Here is an 18,097-nt window from a genome sequence, read left to right as displayed (position 1 = left end):
GCAATAAGCAATCTATTTTTGATTTGTTTCCAAGCATATGAGGTTTTTGTACAGTCCGGATCGGGCCTGTTTTGCCCCTTTCGAGCCATGTACCAATATTCCGCCTTTGACCGTCAATTCGTTCGCCAGCGCGCTGCGCAGTTCCGCGACCAGCTGGAGCGCAACCTGAGCGGAGAACTGGCCGACGACGACTTCAAGCCGCTGCGCCTGCAGAACGGCTGGTACGTCCAGCGCCACGCACCGATGCTGCGTGTGGCCGTGCCGTACGGCGAGCTGTCGAGCCGCCAGTTGCGCCAGCTGGCTGTCATCGCCCGTGATTTCGACCGCGGCTTCGGCCACTTCACCACGCGCCAGAACCTGCAGTACAACTGGATCCCGCTGACCAAGGCCGCCGACGTGATGGACAAGCTGGCGGAAGTCGACATGCACGGCATCCAGACCTCCGGCAACTGCATCCGCAACATCACCAGCGATGCGCTGGCCGGCATCGCCCCGGACGAAGTCGTTGATCCGCGCCCCTACTGCGAAATCCTGCGCCAGTGGAGCACGCTGCACCCCGAGTTCGCTTTCCTGCCGCGCAAGTTCAAGATCGCCGTGACCGGCGCCACCGAAGACCGCGCCGCCATCGCCTGGCATGACGTCGGCCTGCAGCTGCTGAAGAACGACGCCGGTGAGGTGGGCTTCAAGGTGCTGGTAGGCGGCGGCATGGGCCGCACGCCGGTCATCGGCACGGTCATCAACACCTTCGTGCCGTGGCAGCAGATCCTGGTCTTCCTCGAAGCCATCGTCCGCGTCTACAACCGCTACGGCCGCCGCGACAACGCCTACAAGGCCCGCATCAAGATCCTGGTGAAGGCCGAAGGCCAGAAGTTCATCGATGCGGTGAACACCGAGTTCGCCAAGATCATCGACAGCGACGCGGACGGCCGCGAGCACATCATCCCGGTGTCCGAGCTGGAGCGCGTGGCCCGCAACTTCGTCGTGCCGCACGGCGTGCGCCCGGCCACTGCCGGCTTCGACCCGCACCGCACCGGCCCGGCCCCTGCCGCCTTCCTGCGCTGGCTCGAGCGCAACGTGCATGGCCACAAGGTGCCGGGTTACCGCGCCGTGACCCTGTCGCTCAAGCGCGCCGGCATCGCCCCGGGTGACGCCACCACCGAACAGATGGAGCTGGCCGCCACGCTGTCAGACCGCTATTCGCTGGGCGAGCTGCGCGTGACGCACGACCAGAACCTGCTGCTGCCCTGGGTGCGTGAAGCCGACCTGCTGGCCGTGTGGCACGCTGCCAAGGACGCCGGTTTCGCCACGCCGAACATCGGCCTGCTGACCGACATGATCGCCTGCCCGGGCGGTGACTTCTGCTCGCTGGCGAATGCCCGCTCCATCCCGGTGGCGGCCAGCATCACCGAGCGCTTCACCGACCTCGACGCGGTCTACGACCTCGGCGACATCGACCTGCACATCAGCGGCTGCATGAACAGCTGCGGCCACCACCACACCGGCCACATCGGCATCCTCGGCATCGACAAGGATGGCGACGAGTGGTACCAGGTTTCGGTGGGCGGCTCTGATGGCTCGACCCTCAGCGGCGCGGCCGTGCCCGGCAAGGTCATCGGCCCGTCCTTCGCGGCCGAAGAAGTGCCGGACGTGATCGAAGCCCTGATCGACACCTTCCGCCGTGAACGCGAGGCTGGCGAGCGCTTCATCGACACCGTGCGCCGCATTGGCGTGGCACCGCTGCGCTCTGCTGCCGATGCCGTGCGCCATGAGACCGCCCAGCCCGCCAACGCTTGAGATCCGCCATGAAGTTCATTTCCTCCCACACCGATTCCTGGCACCGCGTTGGTGGCGAAGACGGCCCTGATCCGCACCCGAAGGCCGGCCCGAACCGCCTGCTGACGCTCGAGCAGTGGCATGCCGTGCGCGACACCTGGCCGGCCGACGTGCCCGCCGGCGTCGTGATCCCGAACACGCTCGACGTGGAAGAGCTGGCGGCTGACCTGCCGCGCCTGGCCCTGATCGCCGTGCAATTCCCGAAGTGGGTCGACGGCCGCGGCTACAGCCAGGCCCGCGTGCTGCGCTCGCGCCTGCGCTACACCGGCGAAGTGCGCGCCATCGGTGACGTGCTGGTCGACATGCTGCCGCTGCTGGCACGCACCGGCGTGGACGCCGTGCAGCTGCGCCACGACCAGAACGAAGCCAGCGCACGACGGGCGCTGTCGCTGGTGACCGACTTCTACCAGGGCGACGTGCGCGAGGCGCGTCCGCTCTTCGCGCGGGCCGGCTCATGAACGCCACCAGCTCTGACGCCGACGACGGCGCAGTGTCGGCCCTGCCTTGGGCGACGTTGCCTGAAGCCGGCCCCGCGGCGTCCAGCGCCATCTCGCTGTACGCCCGCCTGACGCCCGGCTTTGATGAGCGGCTGGCCGCCACGCTGGCCCTGCTGAAGCAGGCCGCGAGCGAGCACCCTGGCAGCGTCGTCCTGGCCAACAGCCTGGGCGCCGAAGACATGGTGCTGACCGACCTGATCGCGCGGCACCAATTGCCCATCGCCATCGGCACGCTGCAAACCGGCGCGCTGAACCCGGAAACGCTGGCCCTCATCCCGAAGATCGAGGCGCGATATGGCCTGACGGTAGAGCTCTACAGCCCGGTCGAGGAAAGCGTCGTGCACTTCGTGCGCCAGAACGGCGAGAAGGCGATGTACCAGAGCATCGAGCTGCGCAAGGCCTGCTGCCAGGTGCGCAAGCTGGAGCCGCTGGGCCGCATGCTGGCCAAGCGCACCGCCTGGGTCACCGGCCTGCGCCGGGAACAGTCGAACAACCGCGGTGCGATGCCCGACCGCGAAGTGGAAGCCAACGGTCGCGCCAAGTTCAACCCGCTGGTCGACTGGACATGGAACGACGTCTGGCACTACATCGAGACGCACCAGGTGCCCTACAACGCGCTGCATGACCAGTTCATGCCCAGCATCGGCTGCGCACCCTGCACCCGCGCCATCGCCGTGGGCGAAGAGTTCCGCGCCGGTCGCTGGTGGTGGGAAGACGAAAACGCCAAGGAATGCGGCCTGCACGTGAAGCAGGACAGCGCCGCGGTGTCAGCCTGAAGCAGCGAGCAACATGCCCAGCGGTCATGTCCACTTCGTCGGCGCCGGCCCCGGTGCGGCCGACCTGATCACCGTGCGCGGTGCCCGGGTGCTGGCCAGCGCCGAAGTGGTCTTGTTCGACGCCCTCACCGACCCTGCCTTCCGCGACCTGGCACCAAACGCGAATTGGGTGGACGTGGGCAAGCGCGGCTTCACCCACCATGCCACCGCCCAGCAGCGCATCAATGCCTTGCTGGTGCAGTTTGCGCGCACGGGTGCCCGCGTGGTTCGCCTCAAGGGCGGTGATCCGAGCGTGTTCGGTCGCCTGGAAGAAGAACTGCTGGCCCTGGACGCCGAAGGCATCCCGTTCGACGTGGTGCCCGGCGTGACGGCTGCGCTGGCTGCAGCCGCCGCCACGGCCCGCCCGCTCACCCGCCGTGGGCAGGGGCGCAGCGTGGCGCTCTCTACCGCGATGACCGAGCAGCGCGAATTGCGCGCCAGCCGCCGTGCCGACACCGAAGTGTTCTACATGGCCGGACGCCAACTGGCCAGCTTGTCGCGGCAATTGCTGGATGCCGGCTGGCCTGCCGACACACCGGCCTGCGTGGTGTCACGCGCGGGCTGGCCGGATCAGCTGGTCAGCGACCATGCCGTGAAAGACCTGGCTGCTGCCTGTGTGCTGCATGCCGGCCGGCCAGCGGTGGTCACGGTGGGCGTTGGCGCCACCAAGGTCGCCAGCCACCCCCAGCAACTACCTGAACCCGGGATTGCACAAGGCCTTGCCTCGTCCAGCCTCTCAAAGCCTTAAAATCATCAATTCGCCGTGCGCCGGCTGCCGCCTTTGAGGCAGCATGCTGCAACGGACTGCGTTCCCTGCGGGGCGCACATCAATCACCAACCACTGCCCGCCCCCATGACCCACGTCGTCACCGAAGCCTGCATCCGCTGCAAGTACACCGACTGCGTCGACGTCTGCCCCGTCGATTGCTTCCGCGAAGGCCCGAACTTCCTGACCATTGATCCGGACGAGTGCATCGATTGCGCCGTGTGCATCCCGGAATGCCCGGTGAATGCCATCCTGCCGGAAGAAGACGTGCCGGGCGACCAGCAGCAGTACATCAAGCTCAATGCAGATCTGGCCAAGCTCTGGCCGAGCATCACCAAGCGCAAGGCTGCACTGCCTGACGCTGACGAGTGGAAAGACCGCAAGGACAAGCTCGGCGAACTGCAGCGCTGAAGCCATGCGCCGTGATGGCGCAGCCTCAACGCCGCGTCATCGCTACGGCGCTGTCACATCAAGGCCCGCACTCCGCGGGCCTTTTTCATGCCGCAACGCGGTGTGCATTCAAACACGTTGATAATGATCGCTGTTGCAGTGCTTCCGGGCGCTGTGGCAATCCGCTAGGGGTGTTGTCGCCAGTTCTGGTGACGACTGAGAAAGTCCCTTCGAACCTGATTGAGGTAATCCTCGCGCAGGGAAGCAGCCATCGTTGAGATCGTGCCGTCGGCATTCCTGCCGGCTTTCGCGTCACGTGATCACGGCCATGCACCCTGCCATCGCCGTTCACGAAAGTCTCCGATGGCATCGATCCTTCTTGTTTCATCCGCTCTGGCCAACACGGCCCCCACGTCCGCCACGCCACGCCGTGTGCATTTCCGCCGGCATGGTCTGGCTCTGGCCGCCACGCTGGCCCTCTCACCGGCCGCCTGGGCGCAAGACAGCGCCAACGTCGTGCAGGTCACGGGCCGCGCCACCGCAGCGCCCGTCAGCGTGAGCGGCTTTGGCGATGTTTCGCCCGGCCGCTCGCCCTTCCAGTCCACCAGCAGCAACGCCGCTGGCCTGGCCGATATCGGCATCGACACGCTGGGCGAGATCACCCGTCTCGACGCCAGCCTGGGCGACGCCTACAACGCCCCCGGCTACTGGGCCGCCATGCGGGTGCGCGGCTACGCGCTGGACAACCGCTTCAACTACCGCCGCGACGGCCTGCCGATCAACGGTGAAACGGCGCTGGCGCTCGACAACAAGGAACGTGTCGAGGTGCTCAAGGGCACCAGTGGCGCGCAGGCCGGCACCAGCGCGCCGGGCGGTCTGGTCAATCTGGCGGTGAAGCGCCCGCGCGGCGGCAATACCAACCAGTTCCTGGTCGGTCTGTCCGAGGCCGGCAGCATGAAGCTGGCGGCCGACCTCGACCGCGTGGTCGACACGGCCACCCAGACCGGCGTGCGCCTGAACCTGAGCGCCGAGCAACTGGACCCGCTGGTGCGTGATGCAAAAGGCAGCCGCCACCTGTTTGCGCTCGCCGGCACCACCCAGCTGGGCCAGCGTGATCGCCTGGAGGGCGAGCTGGAAATCAGCCGCCAATCTCAACCCAGCATCCCCGGCTTCAGCTTGCTGGGCTCGACCTTGCCAGACGCCAGCACGGTCGACCCGCGCACCAACCTGAACAACCAGCGCTGGTCCTTGCCCGTGGTGTTCGACAGCCGCACAGCCAGCCTGCGCTGGACGCACACGCTCGACAGCAACTGGCAGGTGGTCAGTGAAGCCATGACCCAGCGCCTGACCACGGACGACCGCCTGGCCTTCCCGTTTGGTTGCAGCGCTGTCGACAACTACAGCAGCTACTGCGCAGACGGCACCTACGACCTGTACGACTTCCGCAGCGAAAACGAGCGCCGCAACACGCGCGTTTTCTCGGTGAAGCTGAACGGTGACGTGCAAACCGGCGCGGTGGCTCATCACCTGAGCCTGGGGTGGTTGAACAGCCGCTACGAGTCTCGTCTGGGCCGGCAGGCCTACAACTGGGCGGGCATCGGCAACGTGCAAGGCACGGCTGCCACCAGCCCGGCGCCCGAGCTGACCGACGAAAACACCAACCGCACCGAGCACAGCAATGAGCTGCAACTGCTCGACCGCATGCAGTGGGGCGATGCAGGCTTGTGGGCGGGTGTTCGCCACACGCGCCTGGAGCGCCAGAGCGTTCGAACCGATGGTTCGCGACCCATTGATTACGACCAGTCGTTCACCACGCCTTGGCTGGCCGTGACCTGGCAGGCCACGCCTGCAGACATGGCCTACCTGAGCTGGGGCCAGGGCATCGAAAGCGCCGTGACGCCGAACCGCAGCGGCTACGGCAACAGCGCCGGACAGCCCTTGCCTGCCCTCAAGAGCCGTCAGTTCGAAGCCGGCTTCAAGCATGAGAGTCAGACGCTCGGCTGGTCCGTCACTGGATTCGACATAAGCCGTCCGCAAGTGGCCGACACCGGATCGACCTACACCATCGACGGCCAGGCACGTCACCGGGGCCTGGAGGGCACGGTGGACCTGCGCGAAGGTGCCTGGAGTGTGCGCGGCAGTGCGATGTGGCTGAAGGCCCGCACCGAAGACAGCAGCACCGCTGCAAGCAACAACCTGGTGCCGGCGAACGTGGCCCAGCGTGTGGCGCGTGTGCAGATCGGCTACCAGGTGGCGGCCGTGCCGGGCCTGTCGGTGCAGACGCAGATCAGCCATGAAGGCAGCCGCTTCGTGCTGCCGGACAACTCGGTGAGCATCCCGGGCTGGACCACCCTCGGCCTTTCCAGCCGTTATGCCTTCAAGGCGCAGGGCATCGACTGGCTGTGGCGCGTGGGCGTGGACAACCTGACGGGCCGCCGCGCCTGGCAGGAAAGCCCCTATCAGTACGGCCATGTTTACCTGTACCCGCTGGCCGGAAGAACTTTTCGGACAAGTTTGCAGATCAACTTGTGAAAGTGCTGATTTTCTGCCTATAATCTGAGGCTTCACTTCCCCGATAGCTCAGTTGGTAGAGCGCCGGACTGTTAATCCGTAGGTCCCTGGTTCGAGCCCAGGTCGGGGAGCCAAATCAAGACGCCAAGGTGCCACCGCTTGCCTTGGCTGACACAAGCAGACAATTCCTCGATAGCTCAGTCGGTAGAGCGCCGGACTGTTAATCCGTAGGTCCCTGGTTCGAGCCCAGGTCGAGGAGCCACTCTCAAAGCCGCTTCAGATGTCTGAAGCGGCTTTTTTCTTGGTGACGTGCGCTCTGGCGTCCTTTGGAGTTGGGCGCATCCGCAGTGCAAGGCATTCGGTGCAGTGCGCCGAGCGCCACCAAAACGCAACCAAAACGCGCATCCGCCCGAATTTGGGGCGGCGGCTACGGGAAGTTGGCGTGATGTTGGGGTTTTGCCCGAGGCCAAAGCGTATCTGTACGCTGGCCCGAAACCTGCTGATCAGCGATAATCGGTGGTTGTTGGTGGAACGGGTGATCCTCGTTGACCAGCAGCCTGTTTTTTGATTCTTAGCGTATCCGAGGAGCTCATTCTGGCCAAGGACGATCCCAAGACCACCATCGACGCAGGTGGTTTGCGATACCGCTCTAAAGTGGCGGGTTCCCCCTTCTCTGCAACCGGTGCCTTTGGCGCCGCGACCATGTCGTGTTTCCTGTGCGGCAAGCACCGGCCACGCGCGCAGTTGAAGTCCCGCAAACTGCTGGGCAAAGCCCAGGCCGTTTGTGCCCCTTCTTGCAAGGAACTGGACCAGGCGCAATCCTGATTCCGATCCCCCACAGGCCACTCATCGAGTGGCCTGTTTGTTTTCCAGCATGCCTTCTTGAGCACCTGCTCAAATGCCACCAGGCCAGGCTTGATTGCCGCCATGTTTGCGTGAGATGAGCGACAACCCGCACGACCAGGACAACTGGCACTTCGACGCCGACCCCCGTACCGTCATGCTTGACCGTCGAGGCAAGGCCGCGGTGGTAGCCCGCATTGTTTCGCTGATGTCCTATTGGGGCATCACGCTGGACGATCTGGCCGGCGACACACCCGCAGCGTCGCCCTCCGCACCCGCCACACCCTTGCCTGTGAAGTACCGACACCCGGTCAGCGGTGAGACCTGGGATGGTCAGGGCGCACACCCCGACTGGTTGCGCAACGCGCTGCTGAAGGAAGGCTTGCGCGTGGATGAACTCAAGCCCGAATTTCAGGCCGCCGCACAACAGCCGCTCGAGCCAGACCGTTGAACGTGGGATACACCGCAGCGGCCAAGCTGGCTTGAACGACCGGACCTGATCACAATCAAGTCCTTCATTCAGAGGGACGGTTCGATGAGCATCGACAAGCTGGTGGTGACCCACCACGGCGCACTGACCAAAAAATACGGCACCGCCGGGGTGCAGCGCATCACCAAGGCGCTGCGCACACTGATCACGGCCGACAAGCGCCGCGGGCTGATCACCGCCGTGGTTCATCTCGACGTGGCCGCCGACATGACTGGCGCAGGCCAGGCCGTGGGTGCCGCGGCCGATGCCAAGGCTTGCAAGCAAGCCATCGACCGGCTTTGCAAGGCGCACGACCCGCACTATGTGATGCTGCTCGGAGGCCCCGACATTGTTCCGATGGTGCCGGTGCGCAACCCGGCCTGGAGCGAGAAGGACGGCGATGGCGATCAGGTGGTGCCCACCGACCTGCCCTACGCCTGCGACACCGCCTACAGCACCAATCCCAATCGCTTTCTGGGGCCGACCCGCGTGGTGGGCCGGCTGCCCGACGTCATCGGCAACACCGACAGCAGCTTGCTGGCCCAGTTGATCACTGCAGCGGCCCGCGCGGAGCCGCGCGCCCCGGAAGACTATCAATCGGGCTTCAGCATCACGGCGCAGGCCTGGCAGGCCTCGACCGAGCTGAGCCTGAAAAACATCCTTGGCACCACCGACGCCCTCCACAGCGTGCCCCCCGAAGGGCCAGCCTGGAGCAAGGGGCAGTTGTCAGCGCGTGTGCACTTCATCAACTGCCACGGCGCTGATGCTTCGTCGCAGTATTTCGGACAGCCACCGGGCGTTGAAGAATTCCCCGTGGCCCATGATGCCAAGCGCCTGCGAGACCGCGTGTCTGCCGGCACGGTGGTGGCTGCCGAGTGCTGCTACGGCGCCCAGCTTTACGACCCCAAGGACGCAGGCGGCCAGCACGGCATCGCCCTCGCCTATCTGCTGGACGGCGCCAGCGCCTTCTTTGGCAGCAGCACCATCGCCTACGGCCCGAGCGAAGGCAATGCATCCGCCGACTTGATCTGCCAGTTCTTCCTGCAGCAGGTATTGAGCGGCGCATCCACCGGCCGCGCAGCGCTGGAGGCCCGCCAGAAGTTTGCGGGGGCCCGCACCCACCTGGATCCGTACGACTTGAAGACGCTCATGCAGTTCTACCTGCTGGGCGACCCTTCGCTGCACCCGGTGTCGACCAACGGGCATGCCCTGACACGCACGGCGGCCTTCAAGAAGGCGTTCTCCAAGACACGTGATCGAAGCGTGCGCGGCCTGCGACGCGAAAAGCTGATCCGGGAAGGCAGCCACCTGGCGAAGGCGATGCCCGCGCTGGAGCCGATCGACACCGCACCGTCCACGTCAGTCGCCAAGACCCTCGCCGCCATGGCCAAGGAAACTGGCCTGGCGCCGTCGCAGCAGACACGGATGAGCTTTGCCGTGCAGCCGACCGTAAAAACCAAGCCGTCGACGCGGCAGGTGCACGTGATCAAGGGCCCCGTGCCGCAGGGCAGCAATGCCGCGGGTGTGGTGCGCATCGTGGCCATCGTGGCCACCGAAGATGACGGAGAACTGCTTCATGTCCGACGACTGCACGCCCGCTGAGGCCCCGCAAACCGTGCATGGCCGCGTGGTGCTTGAACGCACCGCGGCAGGCAGCAAGAGCGAGCGCGAAGCCGTGATGCTCGACATGGGAGGAGCCGGCAAGTTGCTGCTGCGCCGCGTGGGCGGGCACCCGCTGCGCGACGCGGTGCTGCACACCTGGGTCGGCCGGACACTGACCCTCAAGGGGTGGCGCCGTGAAGGCTTCTTTCTGGTGGACGCCCCAGAGGAGGCGTCAGCGAAAGATCAGGCCCCAGAATGAAAAACGGGTCACGACTTTCGGCGTGACCCGTTTTCTCTTTTCTTGTTTTTGGTCGGGGCGGCGGGATTCGAACTCGCGACCCCTTGCACCCCATGCAAGTGCGCTACCAGGCTGCGCTACGCCCCGACTAAGCAAGCATTGTATGCTGAAAACGCACTCAATTCAGGAGCAGCTCCCGAATTGCCAACAATTCGGTGCGCACCTGCGCCGGGCTCGGGTTCAGTGGAAGCGGTGACAGCGCAGCCAGCGTGCCCACCATAGCCGGGTCACTCAAATCGACATGTGCCGGCGCGTCGCTCTCGTCAAATGCAACGGCCTCAACCTCGTCCTGTGCACCGCGGTGTTGAACGACATCACCCAGCCGATTGCGTGCACCACTGATCGTGAAGCCCTGGTCATACAGCAAGCCGCGGATCTTGCGGATCAGCAGCACCTCATGGTGCTGGTAGTAGCGGCGATTGCCGCGCCGCTTCATCGGGCGAAGCTGGGTGAACTCCTGCTCCCAATAGCGCAGCACATACGGCTTGACGCCACAGAGCTCGCTGACCTCACCGATGGTGAAGTAGCGCTTGGCCGGGATGGCCGGCAGGCTTGCGGTCGCTTCATCCATGGCGTTTGGTGTTCCGAATCAGCAGCTTCAGGCAGAGCCTTGAAACTTTACTCGAACTCCTCCGGCGGCGGTGCATCACCCTGAACAACAGCCTTCAGTTTGTGGCTGGCGTGAAATGTCACCACATTTCGTGCCTTGATGGGAATCGACTCGCCCGTGCGGGGGTTGCGGCCGGGGCGTGGGGCCTTGCGGCGGATCGCGAAATTGCCGAACCCCGACAGCTTCACATCCTCACCGGCCACGAGCGTGTCGTTGACGATGTCGAAGAAGGCCTCGACCATGTCCTTGGATTCGCGCTTGTTCAGGCCCAGCCGCTCAAAGAGCAACTCGGCCAGCTCGGCCTTGGTCAGCGTCGGCGTCTCCACCGACGTGAGCATCAGACGCTCAGGCGCGGGCGTGCTGTCGGGTACGGCATTGCTCATCACCTCGCCCCTTACCCGCGCAGACGCGCACCAAAGGCCGTCTGCACGCGCTGCACGGCGGCAGCCACCGCAGCATCAATGCGGTCATCGGTCAGCGTGGCCGCGTCGTCCAGCAGGCTCAGGCGCACGGCCAGGCTGCGCTCGCCCTCCGCAAGGTCGGCGGTGGCCTGCTTGGGCTTGTAGATATCGAACAACACGGCGCTGCGCACCAGGCCTTCGGCATCTGCCGAGAGTGCGGCCACCAGCGCATCGTGCGCCACCTGGTCCGACACCACCAGCGCGAGGTCACGCTGCACCGACTGTTGCCGCGACACCAACTGCGCCTCCGGCACGGGCTGCTGCTGCACCACATCCAGATCAAGTTCGAACAGCACCGGCGCCTGGGCCAGGTCATAGCCCTGGCGCCACTTCGGGTGCAACTCACCCACATGGCCAATCGTCACGCCGTCCAGCTGCACCGCTGCGCAGCGGCCCGGGTGCAGGGCCGGATGTTCAGCCGGCACGAAGACCGGCTTGCGCGGCGACAGCAGCGCTTCGATGTCGCCCTTCACGTCGAAGAAGTCAACGGCTCGGTCAGCAGCCGACCATTGCAGCGGCACCGCCGAGCCATGGGCCAGACCGGACACGCGCATGGGCTGGCAAACGCCTTCCACGCTGTGGTCGCTCGACTTGATCGCAGCGTCGCGCCAGAAGACACGACCGATCTCGAACACGCGCACACGCGGTGCCTTGCGGGCCAGGTTGTACTTCAGCACCTGCACCAGGCTGCCCAGCAGGCTGGAACGCATCACGGCCAAAGGCGAGGCGATCGGGTTCAGCACCTTGATCGGGTCAGCGTTGCCGGCAAGCTCCTGCTCCCAGCGGGCTTCGACGAAGCTGAAGTTGATGGTTTCCTGGTAATCGAGCGCGGCCAGGGCATGGCGCACCGCGAAGCGGCTGCGCTGTGCTTCCGGACGGATGCGCGCGGTGACCGGGGCCAGCGGCGGCGTGGCGGGCAGGCGGGCAAAGCCCAGCACGCGGGCCACTTCCTCGATCAGGTCTTCCTCGATCGTGATGTCGAAGCGCCAGCTTGGCGGCGTGACCGTCAGCACGCCTTCGGTGGCCACGAAGGGCAAGCCGAGGCGGGTGAACACGGCTTCGCACTCGGCCTGCGTCAGCGGCATGCCGATGACCTTGGCGGCGCGTGCAATGCGCATGGCCACGGGGGTGCGCACCGGCATCGCGGGTTGCTGGTCGTCGATCGGACCGGCTTCGCCGCCACAGATGTCGATCACCAGCTGGGTGATGCGCTCGATGTGCTCCACCGTGTTCTGTGGATCCACACCACGCTCGAAGCGGTGGCCGGCGTCGGTCGAGAAGTTGTAGCGGCGCGAACGGCCGGCCACGGCACGCGGCCACCAGAACGCCGCTTCAACATAGATGTTGCGGGTGTCGTCAGACACGGCCGTGGCGTCACCGCCCATGATGCCGGCCAGCGATTCCACCGCCTGCTCATCGGCGATCACGCCGACCTCGGCGTCCAGCGACACCGTGTTGCCATTCAGCAGCTTCAGCGTTTCACCGGCCTTCGCCCAGCGCACCTGCAGGCCGCCGTGGATCTTGTCGAGGTCGAAGATGTGCGACGGGCGGCCGAACTCGAACATCACGTAGTTCGAAATGTCCACCAGCGGGCTGACAGCACGTTGGCCGCAACGGGCCAGACGCTCCACCATCCAGGCAGGCGTGACCGCCTTGGGGTTGACACCGCGAACCACACGTCCGCTGAAACGGCCGCACAGGTCGGTGTCCTGGATCGACACGGGCAGCACTTCGCCATGCTGCTGAGCCACGGCCGCAATGGCCGGCTGCAGCAGGGGCGAGCCGGTGAGTGCCGACACCTCGCGGGCGATGCCCATCACGCTCAGGCAGTGCGCCAGGTTTGGCGTGAGCTTCAGCGTGAACAGCGTGTCGTCGAGGTTCAGGTAGTCGCGGATCGACGTGCCCAGCGGCGCATCGGCCGGCAACTCGAGCAGGCCGCCGTGGTCTTCGCTGAGCTTCAGCTCGCGCGCCGAGCACAGCATGCCCTGGCTATCCACGCCGCGCAGCTTGCCCAGCTTGATCTTGAACGGCTGGCCGTCGTCGCCCGGGGGCAGCTCGGCGCCCACCATCGCCAGTGGCACCTTGATGCCCACGCGGGCGTTGGGTGCACCGCAGACGATCTGCAGCAGGCCACCTTGGCTCAAGGGGCCAGCGTCAACCTTGCAGACGCGCAGGCGGTCTGCATTCGGGTGCTGCTCCGCCTCGACGATTTCCGCCACGACGATCTGGGTGAAGGCAGGCGCCACCGGGCGCATCTCCTCCACTTCCAGGCCAGCCATGGTCAGCAGGTCGGCCAGTTGGGCCGTCGACAGCGGAGGGTTGCAGAACTCGCGCAGCCAGGATTCAGGGAATTGCATGTTGAAGTCCGAAAGTGTTCCGAATGGTGGGTGTCTGGATCGCCTCGGCGATCACTTGAACTGGCTCAGGAAGCGCAGATCACCATCAAAGAACAAGCGCAGGTCATTCACGCCGTAACGCAGCATCGTCAGGCGGTCAGGGCCCATGCCGAAGGCAAAGCCGATGTAGCGCTCCGGGTCGAGGCCGAAGTTGCGCACGACGTTCGGATGCACCTGGCCGGAGCCAGCCACTTCCAGCCAGCGACCCTTCAGCGGCCCACTGGCAAAGGCGATGTCCACTTCGGCCGACGGCTCGGTGAACGGGAAGAACGACGGCCGGAAGCGGATGTCCAGGTCATCGGTCTCGAAGAAGTTGCGGAAGAAGTCGGCGAACACCGCCTTCAGGTCCTTGAAGCTGACGTTCTCGCCGATCCACAGGCCTTCGCACTGGTGGAACATCGGCGAGTGCGTGGCGTCGCTGTCCACGCGGTACGTGCGGCCCGGCGCGATCACGCGGATCTCTGGGATGGCCTCACCGGCGGCCAGCGCAGCCGCGTGTTTTTTCACGTGCTGCACCGCGTAACGCACCTGCATCGGGCTGGTGTGGGTGCGCAGCAAATGGCCAGAGCCGTCCGGGGCCTTGGTGTCCACGTAGAACGTGTCGTGCATCGAGCGGGCCGGGTGATCCGCGGGCGTGTTCAATGCCGTGAAGTTGAACCAGTCTTCCTCGATCTCGGGGCCGTCCGCCACATCAAAACCCATCGAGCCGAAGATGGCTTCGATGCGCTCCAGGGTGCGCGACACGGGGTGCAGGCCGCCTTGGCTGCGGCTGCGACCGGGCAGGGTCACGTCGAGCGCTTCAGCCTTCAGCTGGGCCTGGAGTTCGGCGTCGGCCAGGGCTGCGCGGCGCTCCGTCAGCAGCGCTTCAACGCGCTGCTTGGTCTGATTGATCTCGGCGCCGCGGGTCTTCTTTTCTTCCGGCGACAGCGCAGCCATGCCCTTGAGCAGATCGGTCACCTGACCAGATTTGCCGAGGTAGCGTGCCTTGGCATTTTCAAGGTCGGCTGGCGTGGCGGCGCGGGCAAAGTCGGCCTGGGCGGCGGCCACAAGTTGATCGAGATCGTTCATGAAAGTCGGTGCTGAAAACAAAAAAGGCCGCACCAGAGGGTGACGGCCTTCGAGAGCCTGACAGGCCAGGCACCTTCCGCGAGCGGTCAGTGCCTGGCCTTCAAGGAGATCAAGCGAGTTGGGCCTTCACCTTGTCGACGATGCTGGCAAAAGCTGCCGGATCGTTGATGGCCATGTCGGACAGAACCTTGCGGTCGATCTCGATGGCGGCCTTCTTCAGACCGGCCATGAACTTGCTGTAGGTCAGGCCCAGGCTGCGGGCGCCAGCGTTGATACGGGCGATCCACAGTTGACGGAACACGCGCTTCTTGGCGCGACGGTCACGGTAGGCATATTGACCTGCCTTCATCACCGCCTGTTTGGCGATGCGGAAGACATTCTTGCGGCGGCCGCGGTAACCCTTGGCCAGAGCCAGGATCTTCTTGTGACGAGCGCGGGCGGTAACACCACGTTTGACGCGAGGCATGTGATAACTCCTTTTTGTCTAAGTGGATTACAGACCGGCGAACGGCAGCATTTGTGCGATGTGACCCATGTTGGTCTCATGCACATTCACCGAGCCACGCAGGTGACGCTTGTTCTTGGTGGTCTTCTTGGTCAGGATGTGACGCTTGAAGGCTTGACCGCGCTTGACGGTGCCACCCGGGCGAACACGGAAGCGCTTCTTGGCGCTGCTCTTGGTCTTCATCTTGGGCATGTAATGCTCCTTTTAATGAACCTCTGCTGGGCGGCAGCGCGAGCGCGCTGCACTTGATGGCCTGCAGTGGCCTTTTCATCTCCGTGGCCCGAGAGCCACGGGGTGAATGCTTGAACTGGCTTACTTCTTCTTCGGGGCCAGCACCATGATCATCTGACGGCCTTCCAGCTTGGGCATGTGCTCAACCAGTGCCACGTCAGACAGCTCGTCACGGATCCGCTCAAGCAGACGCATGCCGATGTCCTGGTGGGTGATTTCGCGGCCCCGGAAGCGCAGCGTGACCTTGCCCTTGTCGCCGTCTTCCGCGATGAAGCGACGCAGATTGCGCATCTTGATCTGGTAGTCGCCTTCGTCCGTACCCGGGCGGAACTTGACTTCCTTGACTTCGATGACCTTCTGCTTGGACTTCGCCTCGGCAGCGCGCTTCTGCTCCTGGTACTTGAACTTGCCGTAGTCCATCAGCCGGCAGACCGGCGGATCCGCTTGGGCGGCAATTTCGACCAGATCCACGTCGGCTTCGGCTGACATGCGCAAGGCATCCTGAATGCTGACGATGCCCAAGGGCTCGTTCTCGACGCCGTTCAGGCGCACGTTCAGGGCGGTGATCTCGCGGTTCAGTCGATGCTTGCGCTCGACATTGGGCATCCGACGGTCGGCAAAAGTAGCGATGGTGCAAACCCCTCAAACAGGTCTTCAGGCAAGAGGAAGACCCAACACAAAAACAATGGAACGCAAAAAACCGAGGCAGTAACTCAGACCTTGTTCGCAATGTCGCTCGAGAGCTTCTCTTGGAAGTCTGCAAGTGACATCACGCCCAGATCCTGGTTGCCTCGGGCGCGCACCGCAACGGCCCCGCTCGCCTTCTCCTTGTCGCCAACGACAAGGATATACGGGACCTTCTGCATTGAATGCTCGCGGATTTTATACGTGATTTTCTCGTTGCGCAAATCCGCCTCTGCCCTAACCCCTTGTTTTTGCAGAGCTTTCACCACATCCGTGACGTAATCGGCTTGTGCATCGGTGATCGAGGACACCACCACCTGCCGCGGAGCCAGCCAAATCGGCAGCGCACCGGCGTGTTGTTCGATCAGGATGCCGATGAAACGCTCAAGGCTGCCCACGATGGCGCGGTGCAGCACGATGGGGCGATGGCGGGCGCCGTCTTCGCCGACGTACTCGGCGTCCAGGCGCTCCGGCAGGTTCGGGTCGACCTGGATGGTGCCGCACTGCCAAGGGCGGCCCAGCGCGTCCTTCAGCGTGTACTCGATCTTCGGGCCGTAGAAGGCGCCTTCGCCGGGCAGGTACTCGAAGTCGCAGCCCGACGCGCGCAGGCCTTCCGCCAGCGCCTGCTCGGCACGGTCCCAGCTCTCCTCGGAGCCGATGCGCTTCTCCGGCCGGGTCGAGAGCTTGTAGATGATGTCGGTGAAGCCGAAGTCCTTGTAGACCTTCTGCAGCAGGGTCGTGAAGGCGATCACCTCGGACTGGATCTGCTCTTCCGTGCAGAAGATGTGGCCGTCGTCCTGGGTGAAGGCGCGCACGCGCATGATGCCGTGCAGGCCGCCGGTCGGCTCATTGCGATGGCACTGGCCGAACTCGCCGAACCGCAGCGGCAGGTCGCGGTAGCTCTTGATGCCTTGCTTGAAGATCAGGATGTGGCCGGGGCAGTTCATCGGCTTGAGCGCGTAGTCGCGCTTTTCCGATTCGGTCACGAACATGTTCTCGCGGTACTTGTCCCAGTGGCCGGTCTTCTCCCATAGGCCCTGGTCGAGGATCTGCGGGCCCTTGACTTCAAGGTAGCCGTTGTCGCGGTATACCTGGCGCATGTACTGCTCCACGCCCTGCCACACGGTCCAACCGCGCGGGTGCCAGAACACCGTGCCCGGCGAATGCTCGTCGATGTGGAACAGGTCCAGCTCACGGCCGAGGCGGCGGTGGTCGCGCTTCTCGGCCTCTTCCAGCATCGTCAGGTGCTGCTGCAGGTCTTCCTTGTTGGCCCAGGCGGTGCCGTAGATGCGCTGCAGCATCTCGTTGCGGTGGTCGCCGCGCCAGTAGGCGCCAGCCACCTTCATCAGCTTGAAGTGCTTGAGCTTGCCGGTGCTGGGCACGTGCGGGCCGCGGCACAGGTCTTCAAACGCGCCTTCGCTGTACAGCGACACATCCTGGCCTTCCGGGATGCTGCCGATGATCTCGGCCTTGTAGGCCTCACCCATCTGCTTGAAATGCGCGACGGCTTCGTCACGCGGCAGCACGCGGCGCACGACCTTCTCGTCCTTCTTGGCCAGCTCGGTCATCTTCTTCTCGATGGCCCCCAGGTCTTCCGGCGTGAACGGGCGCTTGTAGGCGAAGTCGTAATAGAAGCCGTGCTCGATGACCGGGCCGATGGTGACCTGGGCTTCCGGGAACAGCGACTTCACCGCATAGGCCAGCAAGTGGGCGGTGGAGTGGCGAATCAGTTCCAGGCCGTCCGCGTCCTTGTCGGTGACGATGGCCAGCGATTCATCGCTGTCGATCAGATGGCTGGTGTCCACCACGCGGGAGGTTTCACCCCGCCCGATGCGGCCACCCAGCGCAGCCTTGCCCAGGCTGGGCGCGATGGACGAGGCCACTTCCGCAACGGTCAGAGGGGCGGGGAACTCGCGCAGCGAGCCATCGGGCAAGGTGATCTTGATCATGTGGGAATCTCCAGAAACAAGAAAGCGCAGCTGTGGCAGCCGCGCTTTCTTGGGGAACAGGAACGAAGGGGACGTGTGTACTCCAGCCGCGGCCGACTAAACCTCAGTGACGAAGGTCCAAGTTCGCGGTGTCATAACCCGTGCTGCCTTTCCCGTTCTTGATCGGTTG

General features: G+C 64.7%; 18 protein-coding genes, 3 tRNA genes and 1 riboswitch. Of the genes, 12 read left to right on the top strand and 9 right to left on the bottom strand.

Going from position 1 to position 18,097, the window contains the following annotated elements:
* The first annotated feature begins 87 nt into the window (after nt 1-87).
* The 12 genes from AACH00_RS06020 to AACH00_RS05965 all read left to right on the top strand — a co-directional run bounded on the left by AACH00_RS06020 (nt 88) and on the right by AACH00_RS05965 (nt 9,985).
* A complete protein-coding gene (locus AACH00_RS06020) occupies nt 88-1,794 on the top strand; it encodes a nitrite/sulfite reductase (RefSeq protein ID WP_341398181.1) in 1,707 nt (568 codons plus the stop codon).
* Between the two features lie 8 nt (nt 1,795-1,802).
* A complete protein-coding gene (locus AACH00_RS06015; protein ID WP_341398180.1) occupies nt 1,803-2,291 on the top strand; it encodes a DUF934 domain-containing protein in 489 nt (162 codons plus the stop codon).
* Nucleotides 2,288-3,106, top strand: coding sequence for a phosphoadenylyl-sulfate reductase (locus AACH00_RS06010; RefSeq protein WP_341398179.1), 819 nt, complete (start codon nt 2,288-2,290; stop codon nt 3,104-3,106). Before AACH00_RS06015 ends, AACH00_RS06010 begins: the two co-directional genes overlap by 4 nt.
* Nucleotides 3,107-3,119: 13 nt before the next feature.
* The gene (gene cobA, locus AACH00_RS06005) at nt 3,120-3,893 is read left to right on the top strand and encodes a uroporphyrinogen-III C-methyltransferase (protein ID WP_341398178.1); all 774 of its coding nucleotides are present in this window, start codon (nt 3,120-3,122) and stop codon (nt 3,891-3,893) included.
* A gap of 105 nt (nt 3,894-3,998) precedes the next feature.
* Nucleotides 3,999-4,322 (top strand): ferredoxin FdxA, encoded by a 324-nt coding sequence (gene fdxA, locus AACH00_RS06000; RefSeq protein ID WP_300455724.1) that lies wholly within the window; start codon nt 3,999-4,001, stop codon nt 4,320-4,322.
* 156 nt (nt 4,323-4,478) lie between these two features.
* Nucleotides 4,479-4,581: riboswitch (TPP riboswitch) on the top strand.
* An 83-nt stretch (nt 4,582-4,664) separates the two neighbouring features.
* Nucleotides 4,665-6,833 (top strand): TonB-dependent siderophore receptor, encoded by a 2,169-nt coding sequence (locus tag AACH00_RS05995; protein ID WP_341398177.1) that lies wholly within the window; start codon nt 4,665-4,667, stop codon nt 6,831-6,833.
* A gap of 37 nt (nt 6,834-6,870) precedes the next feature.
* Nucleotides 6,871-6,946: transfer RNA gene (locus tag AACH00_RS05990), tRNA-Asn, on the top strand.
* 52 nt (nt 6,947-6,998) lie between these two features.
* A tRNA-Asn gene (locus tag AACH00_RS05985) sits at nt 6,999-7,074 on the top strand.
* Between the two features lie 332 nt (nt 7,075-7,406).
* A complete protein-coding gene (locus AACH00_RS05980) occupies nt 7,407-7,637 on the top strand; it encodes a hypothetical protein (RefSeq protein ID WP_341398465.1) in 231 nt (76 codons plus the stop codon).
* A gap of 115 nt (nt 7,638-7,752) precedes the next feature.
* A complete protein-coding gene (locus AACH00_RS05975) occupies nt 7,753-8,106 on the top strand; it encodes an H-NS histone family protein (protein WP_341398176.1) in 354 nt (117 codons plus the stop codon).
* A gap of 84 nt (nt 8,107-8,190) precedes the next feature.
* Nucleotides 8,191-9,726, top strand: a complete 1,536-nt coding sequence (locus tag AACH00_RS05970; RefSeq protein WP_341398175.1) for a hypothetical protein — start codon at nt 8,191-8,193, stop codon at nt 9,724-9,726.
* Complete coding sequence (locus AACH00_RS05965; protein ID WP_341398174.1) at nt 9,701-9,985, top strand: hypothetical protein; 285 nt, start codon at nt 9,701-9,703, stop codon at nt 9,983-9,985. The genes AACH00_RS05970 and AACH00_RS05965 overlap by 26 nt, the downstream gene beginning before the upstream one ends.
* A gap of 49 nt (nt 9,986-10,034) precedes the next feature.
* On the opposite strand, the gene AACH00_RS05960 is transcribed toward AACH00_RS05965, so the two are convergent.
* The 9 genes from AACH00_RS05960 to thrS all read right to left on the bottom strand — a co-directional run bounded on the left by AACH00_RS05960 (nt 10,035) and on the right by thrS (nt 17,928).
* A tRNA-Pro gene (locus tag AACH00_RS05960) sits at nt 10,035-10,111 on the bottom strand.
* Between the two features lie 31 nt (nt 10,112-10,142).
* Nucleotides 10,143-10,595, bottom strand: a complete 453-nt coding sequence (locus tag AACH00_RS05955) for a MerR family transcriptional regulator (RefSeq protein ID WP_341398173.1) — start codon at nt 10,593-10,595, stop codon at nt 10,143-10,145.
* A gap of 47 nt (nt 10,596-10,642) precedes the next feature.
* The gene (locus AACH00_RS05950) at nt 10,643-11,017 is read right to left on the bottom strand and encodes an integration host factor subunit alpha (RefSeq protein WP_341398172.1); all 375 of its coding nucleotides are present in this window, start codon (nt 11,015-11,017) and stop codon (nt 10,643-10,645) included.
* Nucleotides 11,018-11,028: 11 nt separating this feature from the next.
* Nucleotides 11,029-13,452: a phenylalanine--tRNA ligase subunit beta gene (gene pheT / locus AACH00_RS05945; RefSeq protein ID WP_341398171.1), complete on the bottom strand. Its 2,424-nt coding sequence runs from the start codon at nt 13,450-13,452 to the stop codon at nt 11,029-11,031.
* 51 nt (nt 13,453-13,503) lie between these two features.
* Nucleotides 13,504-14,559 carry a phenylalanine--tRNA ligase subunit alpha gene (gene pheS / locus AACH00_RS05940; RefSeq protein WP_341398169.1) on the bottom strand — a complete coding sequence of 352 codons (1,056 nt, stop codon included), beginning with the start codon at nt 14,557-14,559 and terminating at the stop codon, nt 13,504-13,506.
* Nucleotides 14,560-14,668: 109 nt separating this feature from the next.
* Nucleotides 14,669-15,025 carry a 50S ribosomal protein L20 gene (rplT, locus tag AACH00_RS05935; RefSeq protein WP_341398168.1) on the bottom strand — a complete coding sequence of 119 codons (357 nt, stop codon included), beginning with the start codon at nt 15,023-15,025 and terminating at the stop codon, nt 14,669-14,671.
* A gap of 27 nt (nt 15,026-15,052) precedes the next feature.
* Nucleotides 15,053-15,256 carry a 50S ribosomal protein L35 gene (rpmI, locus tag AACH00_RS05930; protein WP_341398167.1) on the bottom strand — a complete coding sequence of 68 codons (204 nt, stop codon included), beginning with the start codon at nt 15,254-15,256 and terminating at the stop codon, nt 15,053-15,055.
* Nucleotides 15,257-15,376: 120 nt separating this feature from the next.
* On the bottom strand, nt 15,377-15,901 hold the full coding sequence (gene infC / locus AACH00_RS05925) for a translation initiation factor IF-3 (protein WP_341398166.1): 525 nt from the start codon (nt 15,899-15,901) through the stop codon (nt 15,377-15,379).
* Between the two features lie 107 nt (nt 15,902-16,008).
* Nucleotides 16,009-17,928 carry a threonine--tRNA ligase gene (gene thrS / locus AACH00_RS05920; protein WP_341398165.1) on the bottom strand — a complete coding sequence of 640 codons (1,920 nt, stop codon included), beginning with the start codon at nt 17,926-17,928 and terminating at the stop codon, nt 16,009-16,011.
* Nucleotides 17,929-18,097: the final 169 nt, after the last annotated feature.

Source organism: Ideonella margarita (assembly GCF_038066635.1).
Taxonomy (GTDB): domain Bacteria; phylum Pseudomonadota; class Gammaproteobacteria; order Burkholderiales; family Burkholderiaceae_C; genus Ideonella; species Ideonella margarita.
Note: the sequence above shows the minus strand (reverse complement) of the source record. Positions and strands in the feature narration are given on the sequence as shown.